The 21,614-nt window shown below is 40.6% G+C and carries 18 protein-coding genes; 2 read left to right on the top strand and 16 right to left on the bottom strand.

Features of this window, described 5'->3' with window-relative positions:
• Nucleotides 1-724: 724 nt before the first annotated feature.
• Together T429_RS0107430 and T429_RS0107425 are read left to right on the top strand one after the other, a co-directional pair.
• Complete coding sequence (locus tag T429_RS0107430) at nt 725-1,090, top strand: hypothetical protein (protein ID WP_005774778.1); 366 nt, start codon at nt 725-727, stop codon at nt 1,088-1,090.
• A 55-nt stretch (nt 1,091-1,145) separates the two neighbouring features.
• Nucleotides 1,146-1,586, top strand: a complete 441-nt coding sequence (locus tag T429_RS0107425) for a hypothetical protein (protein WP_005774777.1) — start codon at nt 1,146-1,148, stop codon at nt 1,584-1,586.
• Nucleotides 1,587-2,881: 1,295 nt separating this feature from the next.
• On the opposite strand, the gene T429_RS0107415 is transcribed toward T429_RS0107425, so the two are convergent.
• From T429_RS0107415 to T429_RS10865, 16 genes are all read right to left on the bottom strand, one after another.
• On the bottom strand, nt 2,882-3,643 hold the full coding sequence (locus T429_RS0107415; RefSeq protein WP_005774775.1) for a DUF4167 domain-containing protein: 762 nt from the start codon (nt 3,641-3,643) through the stop codon (nt 2,882-2,884).
• A gap of 1,792 nt (nt 3,644-5,435) precedes the next feature.
• A complete protein-coding gene (locus T429_RS0107400) occupies nt 5,436-5,879 on the bottom strand; it encodes a hypothetical protein (protein ID WP_005774774.1) in 444 nt (147 codons plus the stop codon).
• Nucleotides 5,880-7,833: 1,954 nt separating this feature from the next.
• Complete coding sequence (locus T429_RS09870) at nt 7,834-8,010, bottom strand: hypothetical protein (RefSeq protein WP_005774772.1); 177 nt, start codon at nt 8,008-8,010, stop codon at nt 7,834-7,836.
• Nucleotides 8,011-8,043: 33 nt separating this feature from the next.
• Nucleotides 8,044-8,244 carry a hypothetical protein gene (locus T429_RS0107380; protein WP_005774771.1) on the bottom strand — a complete coding sequence of 67 codons (201 nt, stop codon included), beginning with the start codon at nt 8,242-8,244 and terminating at the stop codon, nt 8,044-8,046.
• Nucleotides 8,245-8,376: 132 nt separating this feature from the next.
• A complete protein-coding gene (locus T429_RS0107375; protein WP_126418262.1) occupies nt 8,377-8,583 on the bottom strand; it encodes a hypothetical protein in 207 nt (68 codons plus the stop codon).
• 566 nt (nt 8,584-9,149) lie between these two features.
• Complete coding sequence (locus T429_RS0107370) at nt 9,150-10,154, bottom strand: phage tail protein (RefSeq protein ID WP_005775297.1); 1,005 nt, start codon at nt 10,152-10,154, stop codon at nt 9,150-9,152.
• Nucleotides 10,151-11,290, bottom strand: a complete 1,140-nt coding sequence (locus T429_RS0107365) for a tail fiber domain-containing protein (protein WP_005774769.1) — start codon at nt 11,288-11,290, stop codon at nt 10,151-10,153. Before T429_RS0107365 ends, T429_RS0107370 begins: the two co-directional genes overlap by 4 nt.
• Entirely contained in the window at nt 11,287-11,778 is a 492-nt protein-coding gene (locus tag T429_RS0107360; RefSeq protein ID WP_005774768.1) for a hypothetical protein, read from the bottom strand. The genes T429_RS0107365 and T429_RS0107360 overlap by 4 nt, the downstream gene beginning before the upstream one ends.
• A 306-nt stretch (nt 11,779-12,084) precedes the next feature.
• Entirely contained in the window at nt 12,085-13,548 is a 1,464-nt protein-coding gene (locus T429_RS0107350) for a hypothetical protein (protein ID WP_005774767.1), read from the bottom strand.
• Nucleotides 13,549-14,146: 598 nt separating this feature from the next.
• Complete coding sequence (locus T429_RS0107340; protein WP_005775295.1) at nt 14,147-14,842, bottom strand: hypothetical protein; 696 nt, start codon at nt 14,840-14,842, stop codon at nt 14,147-14,149.
• An 83-nt stretch (nt 14,843-14,925) separates the two neighbouring features.
• A complete protein-coding gene (locus tag T429_RS0107335; RefSeq protein WP_005774764.1) occupies nt 14,926-16,044 on the bottom strand; it encodes a N4-gp56 family major capsid protein in 1,119 nt (372 codons plus the stop codon).
• 427 nt (nt 16,045-16,471) lie between these two features.
• Nucleotides 16,472-17,245 carry a hypothetical protein gene (locus T429_RS0107330; protein WP_005774762.1) on the bottom strand — a complete coding sequence of 258 codons (774 nt, stop codon included), beginning with the start codon at nt 17,243-17,245 and terminating at the stop codon, nt 16,472-16,474.
• A 366-nt stretch (nt 17,246-17,611) separates the two neighbouring features.
• Nucleotides 17,612-19,477 carry a portal protein gene (locus T429_RS0107325; RefSeq protein ID WP_409359709.1) on the bottom strand — a complete coding sequence of 622 codons (1,866 nt, stop codon included), beginning with the start codon at nt 19,475-19,477 and terminating at the stop codon, nt 17,612-17,614.
• Nucleotides 19,462-20,823, bottom strand: coding sequence for a PBSX family phage terminase large subunit (locus T429_RS0107320; protein ID WP_005774760.1), 1,362 nt, complete (start codon nt 20,821-20,823; stop codon nt 19,462-19,464). Before T429_RS0107320 ends, T429_RS0107325 begins: the two co-directional genes overlap by 16 nt.
• 74 nt (nt 20,824-20,897) lie before the next feature.
• Nucleotides 20,898-21,074 carry a hypothetical protein gene (locus T429_RS10810; RefSeq protein ID WP_164713643.1) on the bottom strand — a complete coding sequence of 59 codons (177 nt, stop codon included), beginning with the start codon at nt 21,072-21,074 and terminating at the stop codon, nt 20,898-20,900.
• Nucleotides 21,075-21,280: 206 nt separating this feature from the next.
• A complete protein-coding gene (locus T429_RS10865) occupies nt 21,281-21,457 on the bottom strand; it encodes a hypothetical protein (RefSeq protein WP_195890867.1) in 177 nt (58 codons plus the stop codon).
• Nucleotides 21,458-21,614: the final 157 nt, after the last annotated feature.

Here is a 21,614-nt window from a genome sequence, read left to right as displayed (position 1 = left end):
GTTTTTTATATACCCCATCAAAGCAGACCTATTCCCCCTGTCTTTTTGTATAATGTTCGTGTGTCATTTTTACCCTGCGCAGACCTTTCTATTTTGGAAAAATGATGAAATTTTAAGGATTAAAGCCAACCATCACGCTTTAGAGCCTAAAGCATCTACGACAAAATCAATAAACGAATGAAATTATACAATTTTAATGCTTTTATTGACCGCATTCTAAATCCTCCTCTTCACACAAAAGAGAACATCCAAAACAGCAAATCCCTTTTCCCTTCACGCACTTTTTAATATTTCTCAATGCTTCCAAGCTCATTTCAAAACAGTGCCTGCAAATAGGCTCTTCTCCCCTGTAAAGTGAACCACCAAGCCCTTCTCATAGCCTTACGCGCTAAAAGCAGCCCGCTAAAAGCAGCCATTGAGCACCATTATACCCGCCTACAACAAACCCATTATATTTCCCCTTACAACAATTTTTGACATGAGAGAGCATTCACAAGCGTTATTTTGAGTGTTTTTTACAAATATTTTTCCCCCTACCAGTTTTCTCCGAAAGCTTGGCTTTTATGAAGTGCAAGCCAATGATTTTAAGTGATTCAATCTAGAAGATTCTGGGAGTGTAGAAGCCCCTTGGAACGAACAAACTTTTAAAACGTTTAACAACGAAGAAGCTTCTCAGCTTAAAAATTGGAGCCCACGCTATCAACCGCTCTTTGGGAGATATTTTATGAATCCCCTTATTTTTATTCTCTTATTGGTTTCATGTACAGATGATTTTAACAGTTGCTATTCCAACAATACCATGGCTAAAATCTACCCAACGGCTCAAGCCTGTGAACAAGCCATGGTGCCATCCATAAAAAAGTCTGCATTTTATGGACAGCAAGTTTTTGCGCAATGTATAAACATACACCCCCAATTACATCAACAAAAAGTAAAATTGATCTGGTCTGTAACAAACCACGGAAATTTTTTGCTTAAAAGCCAAAATGTCAATGACAAGCGATCAACAGTCCAAAAAGAAGACATTTTACCAACATTGCCTTCTCTTCTGCGTTCTTCTTCCACAAATCTCTTGCACAAAAAACTTTAAACGCATAAACCCATCAGAAAATAATCAATAGAAGACATGATGGATAAATAAGCCAATGCCCTCCTCAAAAGCCCCTCACACAGAGCAAAATCCTGTGCCCCAAGATCTCCCCTTAGATCCTGCTGTAGAACGAGTGAGAAAAAAATTGATGGGTTTAATGATGATTTCCGTTTTAATAACGCTCTTCCTCATTCTAACCGTCCTATTTTTAATCGTTTATAAAGTTACAACAGGATCAGCGCCAAAACAAACAGAGTTCTCTTCCTCTCACAGCAAAAATCCACACGTTATCCACCACACGCTCTCCCTACCGAAAAAAACACAGATTTTGTCGCAAAGCCTCTCAGAAGACAATATTGTTCTGAAGACGTTAACCCCTGAGGGACAAACAAAATTTATGATTTACAATTATCATACCGGTGCACTGATTGCCGTTCTTTCTATTGAAACGACAGAAGAGATATCAACGGCAATACCTCATGAAGCAAGTCAATAACATCACCGGCTTATACAAAGCCATTCTTGGAATTTAAACGTTTTCCTCTGCTTCAAACTGGAACCATTTGGGCGACGACGTGCTTTTCTCTGTCGCCCCTCACTCTATTCCAAGCCAAGAGATAACCTTCTCCTGTCCCCGCCTCATTTATGAGGTTTCTCATAAAAACATTAAAGGATGAAAATTTAAAGAAAGTGCCAAAAACCGCACCTCAATACGTCACTATACGAACAGCACCACAAACACTTAACAAAGCATTTTTAAGGGATTTAAACATTCCCTCTGCTTCAAACTGGAACCACTTGGGCGACGACGTGCTTTTCTCTGTCGCCCCTCACTCTATTCCAAGCCAAGAGATAACCTTCTCCTGTCCCCGCCTCATTTATGAGGTTTCTCATAAAAACATTAAAGGATGAAAATTTAAAGAAAGTGCCAAAAACCGCACCTCAATACGTCACTATACGAACAGCACCACAAACACTTAACAAAGCATTTTTAAGGGATTTAAACATTCCCTCTGCTTCAAACTGGAACCACTTAGACGAGGGCGTTTTTTTCCGTCTCCTCTCACCTCATCGAGATAAAGGAGCTACTTTTGAAGTCAATGCATTCCCATTTTTAAGAAAATGGATATTGCCTGTAAAAACTCAAATGAAAGTGCAAGAAACACACCTTCTTGAGAACAAAAGTTCAACCTATTAATTGATAATAACCCTTTATTTTGCATGCCAAACGAGTGCTTCAAATACCTTAAGATTCTCTCATTCCAACGCTCTTCATGATGAAGCTTATCAAAAGCATTTTCTCACACATCACACCAAAGAAGCCTATGCATAAAAAGACCTCGTTATGAACTGATTTCAAAAGCCAAAGGAAAAGCTGTTGCAACATTGATAATGAAAGCAAGAATGCCCAAGTTTGCACCTTTTATTTAGCAAAAACAATTGATGGCTTTCACGGTATAGCCTTCCCGTAAGTAAAATGGACTTGAGTACATTGAGAGAGATTAAACACCACACGCACCTCAACAAAGCAATCTATTCTTTATAAAAGAACGTCCTCTTAAAATACACAAACTAAATACACAAAACGCGGATTTTCTCCATCCCCCACATCTCTTCCAAGCCGCCCGACTTAAAGCCAAGAGATAATCTTCTTAGCCGCATCTCCCCTATTGGCGACTGTTATTCATAAAAACGTAAAGAATGAAAACTCAAAGAAAGTGCAAAAAACCGCAGCTGTACACATTCTTACACCAAAAGCCCCATTAAACACTTATAGCTTACTTGAAGGATTTAAACATTTTCCTCTGCTTCAAGATTGACCACACGGCGACGGCGGGTTTTTCTCTGTATTCCCTCACTTAATCCTGGCAAAGGAGAAACCTCTTCTGTTGATGGTGATGCATCCCCATTTTTTGAATTTTCTGCTGTAGTCAGTGAAAGCTCAAGGGATGATTGCTCTTTAGTCCGTACCGTACGCCGGCGGGGAGAACGACGTGTTTTCTTAACCGATTCACCATTTTCCACAGAGCAACCATTCTCCTGACCTGTTTTCTCATCCGATAGAGCCTCGACAGCATTTTCACGCGCATTAGCATTTTGTGCTTCGACATATGAATTATGACCATTTTTTTGCGACTTTTTCTGCAATCCATCTGTGTCCTGTAATCCATCTGCGTCACACGCGATAGCCTCTGTTTTTTGCTCTTCAGGATCACTTTCACTGCATTCTTGTCCATTGTTTTCATCACCACGCGTTTCATCACGTCGAGCCGATTGAGCCATTTGCCCAGCTGCGGCTAAAATAATCCGCAAATAGTGCTCAGCATGTTGTAAATAATTCTCGGACATCACGCGATCCCCCGCCCCTTGTGCATCCCGCGCAAGACTGATGTATTTATCGGCAATTTGCTGAGCATTTCCGCGAATTTTAACATCCGGACCGCTGCTTTCATAATTGCGAGACAACGGATTAGGACCGCGACGATTATTATTGTTATTACCATTATTGTTATTATTGCGACCGCGTACCCGTCTATTTTGTTGTGGCCTCATCTTTATCCCTTTATTGGAGTGTGTGTCTTAATTGACTCTTCTTCATTGCATTATTTTTTGATCATGCTGCTCATGTTTAACATACGGTTATCAAGCTATCCGCGTTTTATTTCACTCAAACGAACCCTACTGATATTGATAAAAGCACATGTTTTCTTGAAAATCACAAAACAGCAGGGAAATTGTAAATCAAAAATTCCCTCTTTCTCTGTCAACCAGCAGAAACCTAGTGATGTTCACATAAAATGCCAAGTGTTTTTTTTAAAATAAACCATATTTCACTAAAAAAAATAATTACCTTGTGGAAAACAAAAAGGAGAACACATATAGAACATACCTGAGAAGGAATAAATTCACAAAGAACAAACTCCTACCAGAGAACATGGGAAACTTCCCTTTTTCTGCCCTAAAACCACTTTTTGCCCTAAAACCACCGCTCCTAAAAACGCCGATATTCCTTCCCCCTCGAGCCTTAAACTCATAAGCACTTCTGCCCTAACGAGTCATTGCGCGAACCTCTTTATTTTATGAATATAGCCTTTCTTCACCGCTAAAGCAACCCCTTGCGAGCGATAATTCACGATCGCTTCACAAAATTTCTTAAGATTCTTATAGATAGATTAATATGAAAGATTATTCAAGCCCTATAATCATCAAAAGACCACTCTTCTTTCTCATCTTTCTCAAACATGCCAACGATCCTCTTAATTTCTATTTTAATCCCATAGATTTTTAAGTTAATCCCCCTTCCTCATTGATAACAAATTGAGCCAAAAAATAAATAGTTAAATACAAAAAAATATAAAATTATTTAAAAAAGAGACCAATATGTTACACTTTCTTAAAAATCGGATTCTTTTAAAAAAAATGCCTCTTCAAAGTCTATCCATAAGAATAATATCACGCATTTCTTCTCTTATCCTGATCTTATCAAGAAAACTGGGGGAGATAGAATAAGCTCCATGGCAAAACCCCATAGAACGCTTTAGGCATAAAACAATCTTGAAGTTTATACCCTCTCAAAGAAAGAAATGTTTTTACTCAGTTTTGTCGTATCTCAGTTTTGTCGTATCTATTGCCGCCTTTATTATCCCTGTTGGCTTATGCCTCCTCAAAGGAAGCGGATTCTTTCTCCACATCAATCTGTATAATCTGAACTTTTTTAAAATTCATACAAATAAATTGATTTATAAAGATCATTCATCTTTTTTGTTTTAAATTTTTGTATTGAGTAAACAAACCTTCAAACCGTAAGATTTTTTCATCCTCAATCTGTTCCCTATTTAATCAATCCAGATTCATTGACTTGCACATTGACATGCGAAGGAGAGCCTACGCAGAGTAAAAACGGCAAAAGGAAAGACTAAAAACGCCTCTTATGAACTGTCTCTAAAGCTCAAAGGCTGTGCGTAACCTTGGAGCGCTAGCTTGCACTTTTATGAAACAAAAAGAGAGGGGGCCTTATAAGTTTTATAGACTCCATAAACGTTTTATATATTTCATGAACGTCTTCCTCATTTACGCAGCATCGTTGCAAAATGGGCTTTCCACGCTGTTCTTTCCCTTACATGAAACGCGCGCACAAAAATTCCCTGAAAAAGCACCATACCCCTTAAAATACTTTAAAGGATCCTCCATAGCTTATACGATCACACCTCAAATGGACCAATGCTTGCACAAAATAAATACATTTTAGTGATATAGAGGTTATGGGTAATAAAAGCAGAGAGCAATAAAGCGTTTTTTATCTTTGCATCAAAATTCGCATTCTTTTAACTTTCCGTGTAACAGCTTAAAAGTAATTGCGTTTTCTGTCTTTTTCACTTTCTTTTTCATTGAGAAAACAATCTCGTAAGAGAAAATAATTTCCATCCCCCGGTCGAACCCTTTTCAAACATTGTTTTTTTGCCGTATCAGAAAGCTTATCCCACATTTCACGAATAGAAAAATAGGCTTCACTTTCCAAATTAAGGCAATGCTGATAAACTTCTCTTTTCATATCAGGCGTCACGGAAGCAGAAATTTCCTTGCAATACACACGCAGGTCAAAAACAGGAATAGTCAATTCAACAGGCGCTTGTTGTGCTATTTTTTTGTGAGAAGAAAAATAACTAATCGCCTTTGCAAAAACAAAACACAAAAACACAATACAAAAGAGTATCATGCAAACAAAAGCAATCTTGCGATATAACCTTTTGAAATAAGCCTTTTGTCTTGCGCGGATTCTTTTTTCCATAAAGACTATACCTTAAAACATACCAAGAGAAGCTTTTTACAGCAAAAAATGATAGAAGTGTCTTCTTACATAATACAGAGTATAACAGCAAACGATCAATACGCTTAAAGACTCTTTTTTCTCTGTATTGTTAATGTTTTTACTGTTTTTTATCGTATAAAATTCTTGTGAAAAATCTTTTTCCTTTATAAAGAAGTAGAGATTATCATTTTTTCACAGCAGCTTAAAAGACAAAGATTCTTCATCCAGCCCACTCTGTAAACAATTCATTTTCGTTAAGACAGATCCCGTTGATTGATAAAAAATGTTCATTATTTTTTATGTTGCATGAGCAATCCGGCGACCATAAAATTCATTTTGCACCTTCATCTTTACACTTATGAAGAAGCAAGCCGGCATTATTACACTATTTTCCAGCTCTAAAATGTTTTAACAACCCTTGACGCTTGAGATACTCCACTAAGAAGCATGTCTTTCTTGAACCGTTTTACCCACACGCCAATCTCACTTATACGATGCAAAAAAATGATTTTGATTGATTGAAGCAAAACAGGTTTGAAATGAGAAAACCTTACGATACTCAGGATTTTAAATTCAGATTGCATCATGCTAACTTATTATAAATAAATAGGTTAACCAGATAAAAAAGGAACAAAGATCCCCTCCTCTTCAGCAACCTTGGAGACAATCCATGCAAAGAAACAAAAAACAAAACTCTGCATTTTAACTTTAAATTCGCCCTATTGAGATAAAAACGCCAAAGAATTTAGAGATTTCATGACAAAAGAACATCACAAAATACCATGATGAGAATTATGAGAAAAATATCCAAAGCTCTCTCAAAAACAGAGATCAAGCACTCCACCTGTGAGGCAATAAAAAAAAGCCGCACCATGTAAATGGTGCGGCTTATGAATAGAGATATAATTTAAATAACATAAAAAAGAAATCAATAACCAATACTTATACACAAAATGTATAGTATTGCAAGATTTTTAATTATATTTATAAAGTTTATCCAAAGATAAGTATTAAGTATAAAGAATGAGCGATGAACGCACTTTTTTATCGCATTCATCTGAATGAAAAAAGCCGTTGTCTCTCTTCTTATTCTAACCATATGAAGGATAATATCTTTTTATTGATGGGGCCGTTTACAGTAACGCATACTTAAAAAACAAAATGGATTGAATAAATCAAATTTTTAAGGATGGTATTTTACGACATCAGCAAGATGCGACAAACAAACAACTGCTTCCCTATAAGTATACCCTATCTTATACGGTATTATCGATAGGAAAAAACACAAGCCTTCTCCAATTACACAGCCTTTCTGTTCCTGATAAGAAAAGACACAATGCCACGCATTTTTTAATTGATAATTTTCTCTGCTCTGATTGTTGGGTAATTTAAAAATTCTTTTTATAGGATTTTTAACCAACTAAAATTGCCATAAATTGATATTTTTTCTTTGAAAAGAGCAAATTTTTATAGATGTAAAACCAAGATATGCTCTATTGCCAAAATGTTGCAAAAGGCTGCAAGAACTTTTTTTGCAAACTTTTTTGCCATTGTTTTTTATTTGGGTAAGGCTTTTTTACTCTGTGGGCTCCAAAGCCTTCCCTATAGACTTGCCTATGCGCACTCATCACACACTCTTACCTTTTAAAAACATCATGATAAACCTTCCTGTAACACCGCTTGTTTGTGAAGACACGCTTTTTAATCAATTTTGACATTTTTAAAAATATTTCAAACGCATAGAAATTTCATATCTCAGCAAAAATAGAAACAATGCTTTTCTTTATCGATACCTTTTCAACGCAGGCATATCATTATGAACACTCTTTTCTATTTTTGCTTTTTGAAAAAAGAAGGAATACCCCTAAAAGGCTAAAAAGAAGTCCCTCTAGAACCCAATAGGGATGTTTTAATCAATACGCCTGTGCATTTCTCACAGCTTATGTGTTGTAATTTCTGAAACAAAAGAACTGTGATCTTTTGACGTCTTCGGTATTGTCAATTGAGAAACAAAACGACTTTTATCACCAAATGATTCTAATTTAATTTCCGGTATATTCATTTGAGTATTTGGCACGGTTATTCCACCGCTCACAATACTACTACTCATACTGCTTTGATCATTTTCTTTCACATTTTATTTCTATTTGACACCGATAAGATCAAGCATATCTACCCTGTCTTCTAAAGCATCCATACGCTCTGAAATTTTTGTCATATCTTCATATGCTTTTTTCAACAATGCGTTCAAAGGAGCATGGCCCATTCTCCCGCTGGCATAAAGCACCACACGAATACATTCAGGATCATCAATATCGGCAATAGAAAATGGAAAAAGTGCCATTATATCCCCCTTTTTGAACAGCTCCATGGAGCCTTTGAGTTTCTTTTCGCTTTGCACGGTTCTTTCATTTTTTATACAACCGCGTAATAGACTTTTCTTTATTGAAAATTTTTACAAAATATTTTTTTTAGATTAGTTCTGTTTTCCACCTAAAATGATGATTTTACCTCCTCCCCCCTCAAAAAAAAAATGCATAACGACATGGCATACTTTGTCGACTTCTCCCAACAGAACAAAGCAAACCTCAATCGCTCTTTCAACAATTCCCATCGATAAACAATAGTCTGGAAACAATACAGCTTTTTGCCAAGCGTAATTCTGCTTGGATTTCTCCTTCAAATGCTTTCTATTCCTAAAGCTCAAAGAAGAGGATTCCATAAAAGCGCTACGAGCAAATCCTACTCTGAAGATTTGCTCATATCCTCAATACTGAATGAATCAAGCGATCTGACGAGATATCACCACCTTCAATGACAGTGTTTTAATGATGATCTTTTATGAAGTCATAAAAAATTATCTCTACGCTCTTTATCATCGCCCATCAAAACGTTAAACTGAAGCACTCTCAACAATGCACGACACGACAAGAGAAAGAGAGATTGAATAAAACCTCTGATTTTTTAGATGAAAACTCTATAAGCAAAGGAGGATTTTCTTCTCTCTTTTAGCCCCTCACCTTAATGATTATTGTCTTGATTTTCTAAAGAACAAGAGGCAAAAAGACCTTTATCTCCAATAAAGGTGCAAAAAAAAGTAAAATCATCAAGAGGGTTTAAGGAAGCATTTTTTTCAGGAGCACCTCAAAACTTTCTGCACGATAGATTCGATAAGTTTTTTTCATCATAAAGATTTTTCAACCATTTTGCTCTCTCTCTTTTATCTCTCATATCTCTCAGCTTTCATTTTCAGGCTTTGATCGCATAAACCACCGCCATATTGATGGGGCGTGTTTCATCCCCCCCTGTTTTTTGCAATAAGATCTTATGTTCATGCTCTCCCGCAGGATCTGTCAACATTGTTTTAATGAGGGTGAGAGCTGTATACCTTTTAACCTCCCCCCAATCCGCCTCGAAAATTCTGTTTTCAGTCTCTGACAAACTATGCTGGTGTTTACCTGCCGAATCTGTTTTTCCTTCATGGGTATGGGCTTTAAAAGACTCCTCTTGTCGAGTTCCCAAGAGGCGTCCTTTATCAATGTTTTTTCCACTATCGAGCCCCCGTAAAAACATTCCCCGCAAATCGGGAACATTAAATGTTGTTTTTCCATCTCCTTTTCCCCATATTTCCCCCAAAACAGCAAAAAGGTTGGCATAGCTCTTTCGCGAATATTCTTTCCCATCACACAACAGCCACCCAGAGGGTATTTTTTCACTGGCAAAAGTTCCAATAAACCCAGGTGAAAAAGATTCCGGCAAAGGAGGAAAGGGCGGAATTTCAGGAGGTTTTATAGTCGGATTGGTTAAAAACCAGCCATCAGCATTTTTCCCAGCAATATCATGCGTATAGACGATTTCATAAAGCCCTCCCTTTTGGATTTCTCCCCCCTTTAAAGGCATAATCCCCTCTGGCGTTGCCATATAGGTTGGTCTTGGGGGCAATTGATTTAAAGAAATATTTGTTATTCCTCTATTGACGCCTTGTGCTTTAAAGCGCACCACAATGCCATCGATATAGGTCTCAAAAAAAGACTTTGTCGCCAAACGAAGGGATGTTCTCTCATTCTCGTTATCAACCGTAAACTGTGTTTCAATCACGCCCCCATTATCCAACAAATATTCTTTGATACGTTGCATCATAGCGCGTGCACTATCATTGACTGAACTTGGCGGTTGCCCTTCAGCCCAGTTTATACTCTCATCAACATAAGCATTTTCTGATGCGATGATTGACCAATCATAAATCGAACTCATAGGAGGCACTCTTTTTGCAAAAAGGAAAGACGCGCAAAAACGGAAGAAAAGAAAGCCAGAATTTTATTTTTAGAAGCCGGTGTTTCTTCCATTTTTATTTTCTTCATTTTCAGCCCTATTTTGTCATAATCCACATGCAGTAATTTTGTTTTCGCATTGACAAAGACCGCTTCTGGCTTCACACGCAACACTTCTTGTGCCAGAACGCCCTGATACCGTTGTGGATTTCCTTTATAATTAAAGCGATAAAGAGAATATCCTTTTTTCTTTCCCACAAGGGTAATATTTTCTTTTGCTCTCACATCACAAAGCCCCAGAATTCCTCCAACCAATCCCAGCACTTGCTGGGCATCACGCAATGGATCTTTTGTCACAGAAGGGATTATTGTCGATTTTCCGGAAGTTGTTCCGTAATTTCCAGCCGCCTGTGTTCCGATCTGTAACAAGCGTTCCAATCGGTTCCAATCTTGATTATCTTTTTCTGACCATTTTTGGCGCTCCGCATCTAAGATATTTTGTCGATTGAGATCTTGAATCATCCCCCCTTTGAGAGCATTTCCTTGTACATTACTCTGCCCTTGATAATAGGCGTTTGCCGCATTCACTTGATCATGCTGCGCGCGATCAATCATCTGGTTTGCATTCATCATATTGTTAATATCTTGATTATACTGCTGAGCTGCCGCATTTGTAGCCAAGGCACCTAGTTCATCAGCAAGCACGCCGGTATGGGCTCCAGAGCCATAACGCCCCGCCCCAGACATCGATTGATTAATGGCATCAGAGGTTTTATTGAGAGCATTTTGCAATGCCATATTAAATTTACTATTACTTCCAATCCAATTTCCCTTCGCCATACCGGCAAGATTTGTTGCACTGTTGGTTGGTGCATTCAACCACTGTGTGAGTGTAGGATTGTTATAAAGCCCTGCAGCTTGTTGTAAACCGGCCAGCGCATTTTGTGTCATATCGCTAAGACCTGCAACGCGCTCTCCTTGATAAACATTTCCACCAATTCCCTTTTTATAAAGCCCCTGTGCGTCGCTACTGGCTTGTTTAAGAATATCCGCTGCCCAAGCGGGGGGTGCATTTGTTTGTGTAGTCGTTTGCACTTGAGGTGTTTTTTTTCTACTCATGGACCCAGAACCTTTCTATATTGAATAAGATTACGAGAATATCCGTGATGAGCGAGTCTTTTCGCCCATCCAGTTCTTCCAAACATATGTATTTCTTCAGCTTTGATTGTTCGCGCCCATTTTTCGACCTCATCAATCAATTTGACCAATTTCAGCCCTCCCTCTCCAGCCAAATCTGAGAGAATGACGCATTTTTTCCCCGTATGGGTACTTTCAACTTTGGTGATTGCAAAAGCACTAAATTGGATTTTATTTTTTAAGACCAGCCACAATTGAGCTTGTCCTGTAGCGATTTCTTCCGCAATTTTTTCCAGACAAACATCATCTGGAAAGCGCTGAGCATATTTTTTCAATGCCGCATTGAGTCCCTCTTGATAGGGCGCTATTTTTTCCCATGACCAGTGCTGTGTTAGGTGAGCAGAATAGACATCTTGATGCTCTTTCATGATGATTTTAGCTTTCTTAATTTTTTTACGCACACCGAACATCCCCCTTGCACCCTCCACGCACTCCTGTTTACCGCACTCCTTTCAAAAGGAAGCCCCCTCCATCCCCTGTGTTATAAGATTAAGAGAGCTACTTTTGTATCAAAAGCCATGGTGCAAACTTTTTCCGATCATAAAGAAACAGCAGCCCTACCTTACTTCTTTAATGATAAGGAGATCCCCCTCTGTCCTTTGATGATCATAGCTTGGCTATCGCCTATATCTTTTAATAATAGAGGCTTAGCTATCGCATGCATTTTTGATCATAAAGACATGCCTATCGCATGAATCTTTTATGATAGAGGCATGCTATCGCATGCCGGCTGGCATCAATTCCACATCAAATCCCGTGACATGGGTCCAATTCATCCCCTCAGGGATACGCAATTTAAAGCGATAAAATCGTGCCCTTGCGCGACAATGAATTTGACCCGTATTATGAGAAGGCTGTTTTTCTGGCAACCAAACGGTTTCCTCTTCAAGAGATTGTCGAAAGCGCATTCCCACAGACAAATAAAACTTTCCACTATTGACTTGAGGCATAATATTTTTCACCCGTGTTATCATGCCATTTGTCTGCCCCATTTCTTGTGAAGTGACCACACACCCCATAGGAGCCCCAGAAAACGACCCTAATCTTCCCTTTTGATCAAATGCGCCCAGAATAGGTGATTCATTTTTCCAAGCTTTACTATCAAGAGAAAAGGACAAATCATCAATATTCTTAGCCACAAAATCAAGACCTTCTAGTGTTGTTCCGGTCAAGAAAATGGGGAGGATCATTTTGATATCCACGAGAGCTTTTGTCCATTTTTGCAACCCCCAATCATAAATAAGCAAGATCCGTTTATGAAGGTTTTCATCACTATCAACCATCCAATAAACACGATTATACACACCATCAATCGCCGCCGACATGGTATACAGATTACTCTGTCTTGATTTTGCGGTCATGGTGCGATCAACTTTTTCAAAACCAATAGGGATAATCTGTCCGTCATTTGCTATTTGATAAAAACCGCCCTCATCGGCAAAGAAAGCCAAGTCACCGCGACAAACAATTGATTCAGCATTTTTAGCACCTCTTTTATCGTGGATTTTTTGGAAACTAAAAATAATTTTAGAGCCTGGAATAAAAGAACCGGAATAGATTGCGGAGCGCATAAAGATAATGGGATTTGTTGTCTCGGTTGCCCCTTGCACAAAACCGCCATCAGGAAAATCTTGATAATCGCAGCTTTTTTTCCCCACGGTCCAAAATTCTGCATCATTCAATCCCGACCAATGCACCCGTCTTGGATGCTCGGTTAATTTCATCAAACAAACAAAATCTCCCCAGACGCGAACGATCCCCGCTTGTGGTGGATTTCCCCCTAAATCTCTAAATGTTTTATCATGAATAATATCGATCACTTGTGGTTTATCATTAGCATTTACCGCAATAATAAAATCACCAAACAAAGCAAAAGACCACGGCGCATCGATATTGGCCATATAAGCCTTTCCTTTTTGGCTAATATCTTTCCACTTCATTGTTGTATTATCAAGCAAGAAGATTTTTTCTCTTGTCCCGACAAGAATAGAAACGCCATTTTTTGTTTTAACCGCAAGAGCGCCTAAAATGGGCTCCGGACATGGCTCTGACAAAGCTTCAAAATTTGGCATAGGGATATAAGAGCCATCTGCCGGGAGCACATTGACAAGTTCATCGGTAAAAATTCCATTGATATCTGCCACATCGGGTCGATAATCAGCGATTGGGAAAAAAGCCATCAAGCCCCCCTAAAATGTTTCAAGCACCCAGTGCCAAAACACCAAGGCTTGCTCATTGAAACCAAAAAAAGCCCCTAGAATGAAACTCTAAGGACATAAAATTGCATAAAGATACAACTATAAGTTGCCAAATTCTCGAGAAAAATGATCCCACCCATCATGGCAAACCCATTGCCGCTACCTGCGGGTCCAGCAAAATCACCCGCCAGCATTTCCCAATACCAGCCACCCAATACCAGCACCTCCTCAGTATTGAGAAAAAAACCTTCATAAAATCTTTGAAGAACCCAGTACCAATGCCAAGAGATCAGTCCCCTTCAAGAAAGACCAAGGTTGATAGAGTCAAAACCACAAGAGCCCTTAAAACGAAAGTAAAAAAAACCACAAAATACAATCTACAGTTGATTTTATTTCCAAAAATATTCACACGTCCACAAGTCCCCCAACAGCGGCTTAACCTCAACCTTCAAAGCCAATCTAGACTTCAACGCCAATCCAGTCTTCAACACGCATGAAAGCTCCAAAGTGACTCTTAAACATAAGCACTGCTCTAGTCCTCAAGCGCAATCTTAAGCATAAAAATTGGAAAGATGTTTTTTTAAAAACACATTGGCTGAATCTTTGAAGAACCTTTTCTGCGTGATGTTTCAATGCGTAAAGCTTGAAGCTGTTCTTGAAAATCTCTAAAAGAAACGGCAGCATATTCAGGATCTTTAAGGATATTTTTATAAAGTTCATATTTTGCCCGTGCTTTAATGAGATCAAAAGCATACATCAACCAAGGATTATTGTCCTCTTTAAGCTGTTCATCGGCTAAATGGGCAGGCGTATAAGAAAGCTGTACGGTTTCGACATTTTCTGGCGTTGGAAAGAGTCCTATTTTTTGCTCAAGGCACGTATAAAAGAATGGCGTTCCCAACTCAGGATGCATACCATATTGTTGATGGAGTGCTTCCAAAGGCTTAAAGAATAACTTTGTTGGTGTTGCATTCTTTGTTGCTAAAAAGACCTCAGCCAAGCTTTTGTCTGATTCAATAACAACCCCTTCTTCTCGTCCATACCATGTTTTTCCACTTTGTGTGTTAAACGTACTTTTTCTTCTTTCATTAAAGAAAAAGAGTTCGCGTTCACACAAACGCAAAGCTGTAACAATTGAATCTTGAATTTGCTGTGAATATTCCGCTGTTGTATCGTCAATTTCATCTTGAATAAGCGCGACCATAGAAGCAAAAGTTTGCGAGCGATCTAAATGGGTAAAATCGCGATTGTTAGAATCATCGGGTAGAGTGGTCATAAGCCTGTCCTTTTTTTGGAAGTATTTTAAATTTTTCCCCCAACAGAACCCTCTTGTTGGGGGAAAAGAAGCAAGCATTTGCTTTAAGCAGGAGCCCCATAAGTTGGGATGACGATTGTTCCAAAATCTTGAGCCCCTTGCGCACTTCCAGGCAAGGTAAAGCAGGTTTTTTTCATGCCGATAATGGTTTTTGCTGCGACCCCGAATTCTCTTTCATAGTCGAAGAGTTCTTCCACCAATTTATAGCGTGTAGCGCCTCGATCTTTTCCAAAAGCGATCACAGCACTTTGTGCCCCAAGCAGCACCGCACGACGCACATTAGGGACAGCTTTGTTTGCTGTTCCCGACTCAACCCCTTCGGTAACATGTTCAGCTTCGCGTAAAACGACACCATTATACATACCCAAAGATCCATCATAGAGTGGATTTTTTATCCGGCTTCCACTATAGATTGCCTTGGTAATATCGAGCCATTGCCCAGCATCGGTATTGGTTCGCAATTGCGTCACTTGGGTTGGATGAAGATAAAGCACATAGACATTTTCCCCATCAATCCGTACGGGACGAATTTTAGGATTGGCTAATTTAGCGCGTTCAACCGCTTTATCGATTAGTTTAAGATTAAACACATCGTTTTCTTTTAAATCTTCATCTTTTGTTTTATCATTCGGACGCACCACGCGTTTATTGGTTGGCGCCGTTGGAGTATTAAAACCATAATGAACGGGTTTAAGTGTAATAGATCGTCCTTCAAAGTTAATGGATTTTGCGGTATATCCGCACACTTGAATGAAGAACATCATACTCAGACGATCCGCATACCAATCGACCAAACCATTTTTTGCTTCTGTGCGCAAATCGTGGAGAATACGTTGCTGATCAATGGTGCCTTCATTTTTGACCCGCACCGCATGAACGAGTTCATTAATCGCCAAGCGATCATTGAGAAACTGTAGAGCTTCTTCATTGCCTTCCAATGTTTGCCCTTCACTCACCCCATCACCGAGCAACTGCACACGCAAATTAAAGCTAATGGCATCGCCACTTGCTTTTGTGGTTTCATCCTTTAACTGTACGATACTGTTTGAATCATTTCCAATTAACGGTGCAATTGGGATTGCTTTTGAGACTTCTTGATTTAAGAGTTTAGACCATGTGCGCACTGCCATTGGGTCATTGAGTCCGATATAAGTTACAGTCATTTTGTCCTCTAAAAGTTTATTGACATAAAAAAACTCGGCAAAACGCCGAGCGCTCAAAACACCACATTTCATTTCAAATGGTGGCTTAAGTTGTTCTTGTGTGTTTTGTTTCTGTTAGCCTCTCGCCTCCCCCTGATAAGAGCACTTCTCACCCGCATCTCTACTTTGAGAACGTCCCTCCCACGCGGGAGCCTCAAGCCCACGCGTATCCCGCCGCATTTCATGCGCGAAAAAGCCTCTCACGTATTCAGAAAAAAAATAGCCCCCGCATTTCCAGTCTCATACCCCCACACACGTGTCCAGCTAAAAATCCCCCCCGTATTTCACGCACCAGAAACCCTCTCATGGCTCCCACAAAAGAACTTCTCCCTCATCCCTGCTGCACCAAAAGCTTCCTCACATTTTCGCGTAAACACTATTCTTGTGATTAAAATTCTCTTCCCCCCATTAAACGATTAAAAGCAGCTTTATTTTTAGGATCAGCAACCCAAGTGCTAAATTCTGCTTCTGACATTTTATCCAGCATATCCAAAGAAATCGGCTCACTGGGTGTCAAGCCGTTATAAGCAGCAAGAGTCCGTGCAGAATTGTGTCTTTCCTGCAAATTTTCCCCTATGTTACCCAGAACATTGGTATAGCCAAATTTTTGTGCAATCGTGTAAATCACTTCAGCTGGATTTTGATTTTTTTGCGCACAATCGCGCAAGATCTGCTTCAATTCATCACCAATCCTTGCGTCAATATTTTGGGGATCGGCCAGCTCAGGATAGAGCGAAGCAAAAGCTGCCAACTGTTTTGCGCGTGTTTCATAAATAAAATCGGCGGCTTGATCAAAATCATGGTGCTTTTGTTTAACACTTGCCACAGACTGCTGATAAAACGCCTGCAGCTGTTCTGCTTCGCGAGCCGGAGAAGGTTGTTGTTTTTCCTGTAACAGCTCTTGTTTTTGCAGTGTTTTTCCCAACCATTGCATATAGCCCATAAAGTCCTTTTGCGGATCTGGTGGTGTATTTTCTTCCCCCCGCACCTCTTTTCCGCCTTCTTGAGAAGAGTACTGTTGTTGAAGTGTTTGTCGTTGAAAATTTTCTTCCAAAGTTTTTTCTTCTCTTCCACTTTCACCCTCTTCTCCTACTTGTGTTGAGGCAAGAAAATCCTGTTTCAAATGGTTTTGTTCTGCCGGCGTTAAGTGTTCTTGATCCATGACATTAGCCTTTTCTTTTTTAAAACAATACAATGAAATTTTTCCGATAAAACAGCCTGCGAACCTTGACCCCTAAAGGCTCTCTAACCACTTGGGCTCCAACCTAACGACACCTTGTCCCCTCAACCCAAGACGGCCAGATACCTCCCACCCTGCTGCCCACCATGAACAACGAGGCTCTATCAAACGTTTTCCCCAACCCGCCCTTATCCCACAAAACAACGCTTCTCAAAGATAAAGAGAGGCGCCATTGCGCGGTATCAGCAACACTAAAGATGAAAGTTTATGGAGACCCTTCACTTGATCACTTCACTTGATCAAATGTATTCCAACATTGCGCATTATAAAGCGCCGTTATAAAGCGTTCTATTGTTGTGCATTTGCGCTTTGCAACATCTGCATGATCTGCTCTGCTCCCACATTCTGCCCCATTTGCGCAGAAGCATTTTGCTCTTCTTGCAGAGCATTTTGCGCCTTTATGGCAATTTTATGAATCAGTGAGGCTGGTAAAGGCGAATAGCGTAAGAGATCGAGCATAATCTCTGGTGTTGCAAAATTTTGCATCAAAGGCAGCAATTGCATGATGAGAGCAAAAGTCCGCTCTTTTTCATTAAGACTTGTTGGCGCATCATCGACAACAATATCATATTCCAAACTGGTCACCATTTCGCGTGTTAAGGGAACATACTGGGCATTTTCATCCCCAGCAATACGCACCAACCGCCCATCGGAGAGATAATTTTGAATAAGATAGAGGATAATTTTTCCCTGTCGTTGCCGATATCGACGCAAAGCATCAAAAAAGGAAGCCAAAAGATTAAGGGAGGATTGTCGGCGTTGTTGTTCCAGAATACCAGGCTGATTGACCGCTCTTGTTCCAATAAATTCAGAAGACAAGCCCGTCACCTGTTCGAGAGCGCTCTTTGCTTCATTAAACAATTGGAAAAACCCTTGGGGGAATTGCGCCACCGGTTTAGGCTGGATTCTGCCCCCAGAGACAGCCCCACTTTTCAACCAAGTAATACTATCGGCTCTAGCCCAGCTCTCGAGCGCTTGTCGATCATCATCAAAAGCATCCCGTTCAGCCATAATGCCGCCTTTTGATTGGCTATTGAGCAAATGCATCACTTGACTAAAATATTTATTTGCCCAGCGTTGCGGATCTTTTGTAGGGCGCACAAGACCGTAAAAGTGCCGGCTTAATTTATCAAAAGTACCGGTAATACACTCCCACCCCAATTGACCTGATGGAACCAAAGGTCTATCCGGAGTTTCGAGCAACTTTCTCCCCAAAAATGCCCGTTTGACAATTTTTCTGGTCAACCTTGTTGCTTGAAGATCCGGAAATTCTTGCTTTAAATTTTGGAAATCCTGCTCTAAATAATCGATAAACTGTCCACTTTGTGGCTCGAGCACTTTATAGACCACCTCACGTTCAAACCAGCGACATTCAACCAATGTCACCATTTTAGGTCGTTGAGAACCCCCAGCCTCTACCCCCTCTTCCAGATAGGCTTCTTCTCCCTGATAGCTTTTCGTTATCCCATTGCTGGTTAAGTGTAAAAACCCTTGATGTTTCACCCAATCGGCATGAAGATCGCTCCAATGCACATGAGGAAACATTTCTTGCGCCACAGCCAGAGGTTTTTCATCAATATACCATAAGCGTTGTGCATCAATAAGATTAGGCTTAACAGCACTGGCATCCCAGACCATTTTCATAGGGTCAAGCCGCGAAATGACGGGTTTTCCTTGTGGATCTTCTTCATAATCAAGGCGGGTATCTGTCCACCCCATACCGCAAATAATGGCATCTTGAAAAGCATCGGAATCTTCATATTCCCCATCAGCCTCATCGCGAAACCATTCGGCCGCCCCTGTCAAGATCTGGTTAGCAAAGGCTGCACCTTCTTGTCGTGGAATAAATTGCACTTGTCGTTTATTATTGCGCTCTGCCCCAATGACAGCATTAATCAGCGGGGCAATACGGTTAAAAGTCATCACCGGTCTATTTTGTTCGTTCAAAACAGCCAAGTCTTGTTCATTCCACTGCCGCCCATTATAAAAATCGTAATCTTCTTGGGCATTTTTTCGCCATTTTTCGACATGCGCGATATCATCTTGATACCACCGCACGAGTTTTTTAAAAAGCGCTTGCTGTTCAAGTGTTTCGATTTGATCGAAAGAAGAAAAAGAAGAATCTGTAAGTATATTCATTAAAAAGCCATCCATGAAGTTTGAGAATGGAGAGAAGAGCGATAAGTTTTTTTTCGTGGTCTGGCATGGGGCTGTTCATAAGCCACACACATCAGTCCAAAGGCATCAGCGCCATGGCTTGCCCAATCATGTTCAGCGCCAAGACCAATATTGCGCTGTTCATCGCGCTTTTCATGATACCAAGCGAGCGCTTTTCTCCCCTCAGCTGTTGTGTCACGATTAAACCATAGAGCAGGAAACAAACGCCTGACGGCTTCGATACGCATTTTCACCGCGCCTGCTCCCTGATTAGGAATGATTTTGGTTTGAAAACCAGCTTGTTGGAGGGCGCTTTCAAAACTGACATTATAGACACGATCTTTTGTTGCGCCATCATGGGGCAAGACCATCAACGCCTTTTCATATCCCCTTTGAAAGACCCACCCCACATGTTCAGAGAGCGGTTGACCTTGAGCTTCATAATAATCGAGCACACGAATTTCACGCCCGACAAATTGCGCGACCCACAAGGCAGTTGCATCGGCTTTTGCACCGGTTCCCCCGATATCCCAAAAGATTTTCACCTGCATCAAAGGATCCCGTGGAACGGTAGTAATCCGCCCTTCCATTTCGGCTTCCAAAAGACACCTTTGATAATAAGCCCCTTGCACAGCTTGGAGATATTCACCTTCCCAAATATGGTTATATTGCTCTGGTCTTTGCTGCAAATCATCCAATCGATCTCGATTGAGCTTTTCGGGAAATTGCGGATTATCGCGCCAATTAATTTGTGCGCCTTTGATATTGGGATTATCGACATTTCGAAAACGTTTTTCTACCGGAGCATTTTCATGATATGGGTTCCAAGTGACCCATAATTCTGCATTCCAATCGTCTCCCTCTTCGCGCAAAGTTGGGATAAGGGTTTGCCAAGCGGTTTCAGTGACCGGCTCTGCCTCATCAACCCAGCAAAGGAACACCCGCCCCATAGACTTAATACTGGCGATATTTCGATCAAGCCCCGCAAACACATAAGAAATGCGTCCATCTTTTGATTTAATATATTTATCGCCGATTTCATAATAATCTTGCAGAAAAGGGTAAGCTTCAATTGCGCGTTTAATTTCTTCCAAAGAGCTCTCATTGAGAGAATTTTGAAACTGGCGCGCACAAAGGATAATCCCGCGTTCTCCTGCCATTCCATGGCGATATCCCACCACCGCTGTCATCAAAGCAAAAGAGCGTGTTTTTCCAGAGCCCCGTCCGCCCCAAGCAGCTCGGACATCTGCTTTTCCAGTAAAGACAGGAATAAGCTTTGGAATAAGAGCCACTTGCGCCGTTTTCTGCCCTATTTTTTGAGAAATTTTCTGAACCGTTGTCATGATAAATTTTTATACTTTAGCAACAATTGAGCTCCACATTTTTGATGATGCCAATTTGATGATGCCAAGTTTCATTATTCCAGAACCATTGAAGGAAAAACGCTTATGTCAAAAGCGCTCTGTTCATCCTCATACGCGATACGTCCGGCTTTTTGGGCACTTCCCTTTTTTGCATGCACCCCTTTTGGTCCCCCCAACACCCCCCACTCCCTCGAAGCGCGCGAAAAGCCCCGCCCCTTAAAACACCGCACCCCTGTCCCCCACAAAAGCGCGGTATTTTCCCCCCGAATTTCACCGATCCTTCACAAAAGTCCCTAAAAGCTCAACATCATGCCACGCCCCCACACCCCCAAGCCTTAACACGTGATCAATCCCTCAAAATAGCCCTAAAGCACAACCAGCCACCCAACATAAGATCGAAAGCGTCACACTCCTTCATCCATCAAAACACTGCTCTCTACCACCCCAAGATACCCAAACATCCAAAGCCTCTGTGCCCCACGACACCTATGGCATCATCCACCAAAGCCCCTCCAGCACATACCCTTGACGCCTCATCGCTCTCCACTGAACATCTTCCAGTATCACAAGCCCCCACCAGCCCGATAACCTCTAAACGCCCTTGACCCATCATCCCTCAAAACAGTGCGCCCTTCCAAGACGGCATCTTCTCTGATCCGCCTCATATTTTCCGACATCACACGCTTGAATTTCCTTAAGGTCACGCTTCAAGATCACGCTTTTCCGATTGAGGCTCTTTTGACTTCACGGGAACAATCTCAATCCGCGAA

It is taken from the genome of Bartonella elizabethae F9251 = ATCC 49927 (genome assembly GCF_000518165.1).
GTDB lineage: Bacteria > Pseudomonadota > Alphaproteobacteria > Rhizobiales > Rhizobiaceae > Bartonella > Bartonella elizabethae.
This window is presented reverse-complemented; position numbering and strand designations above follow the sequence as displayed.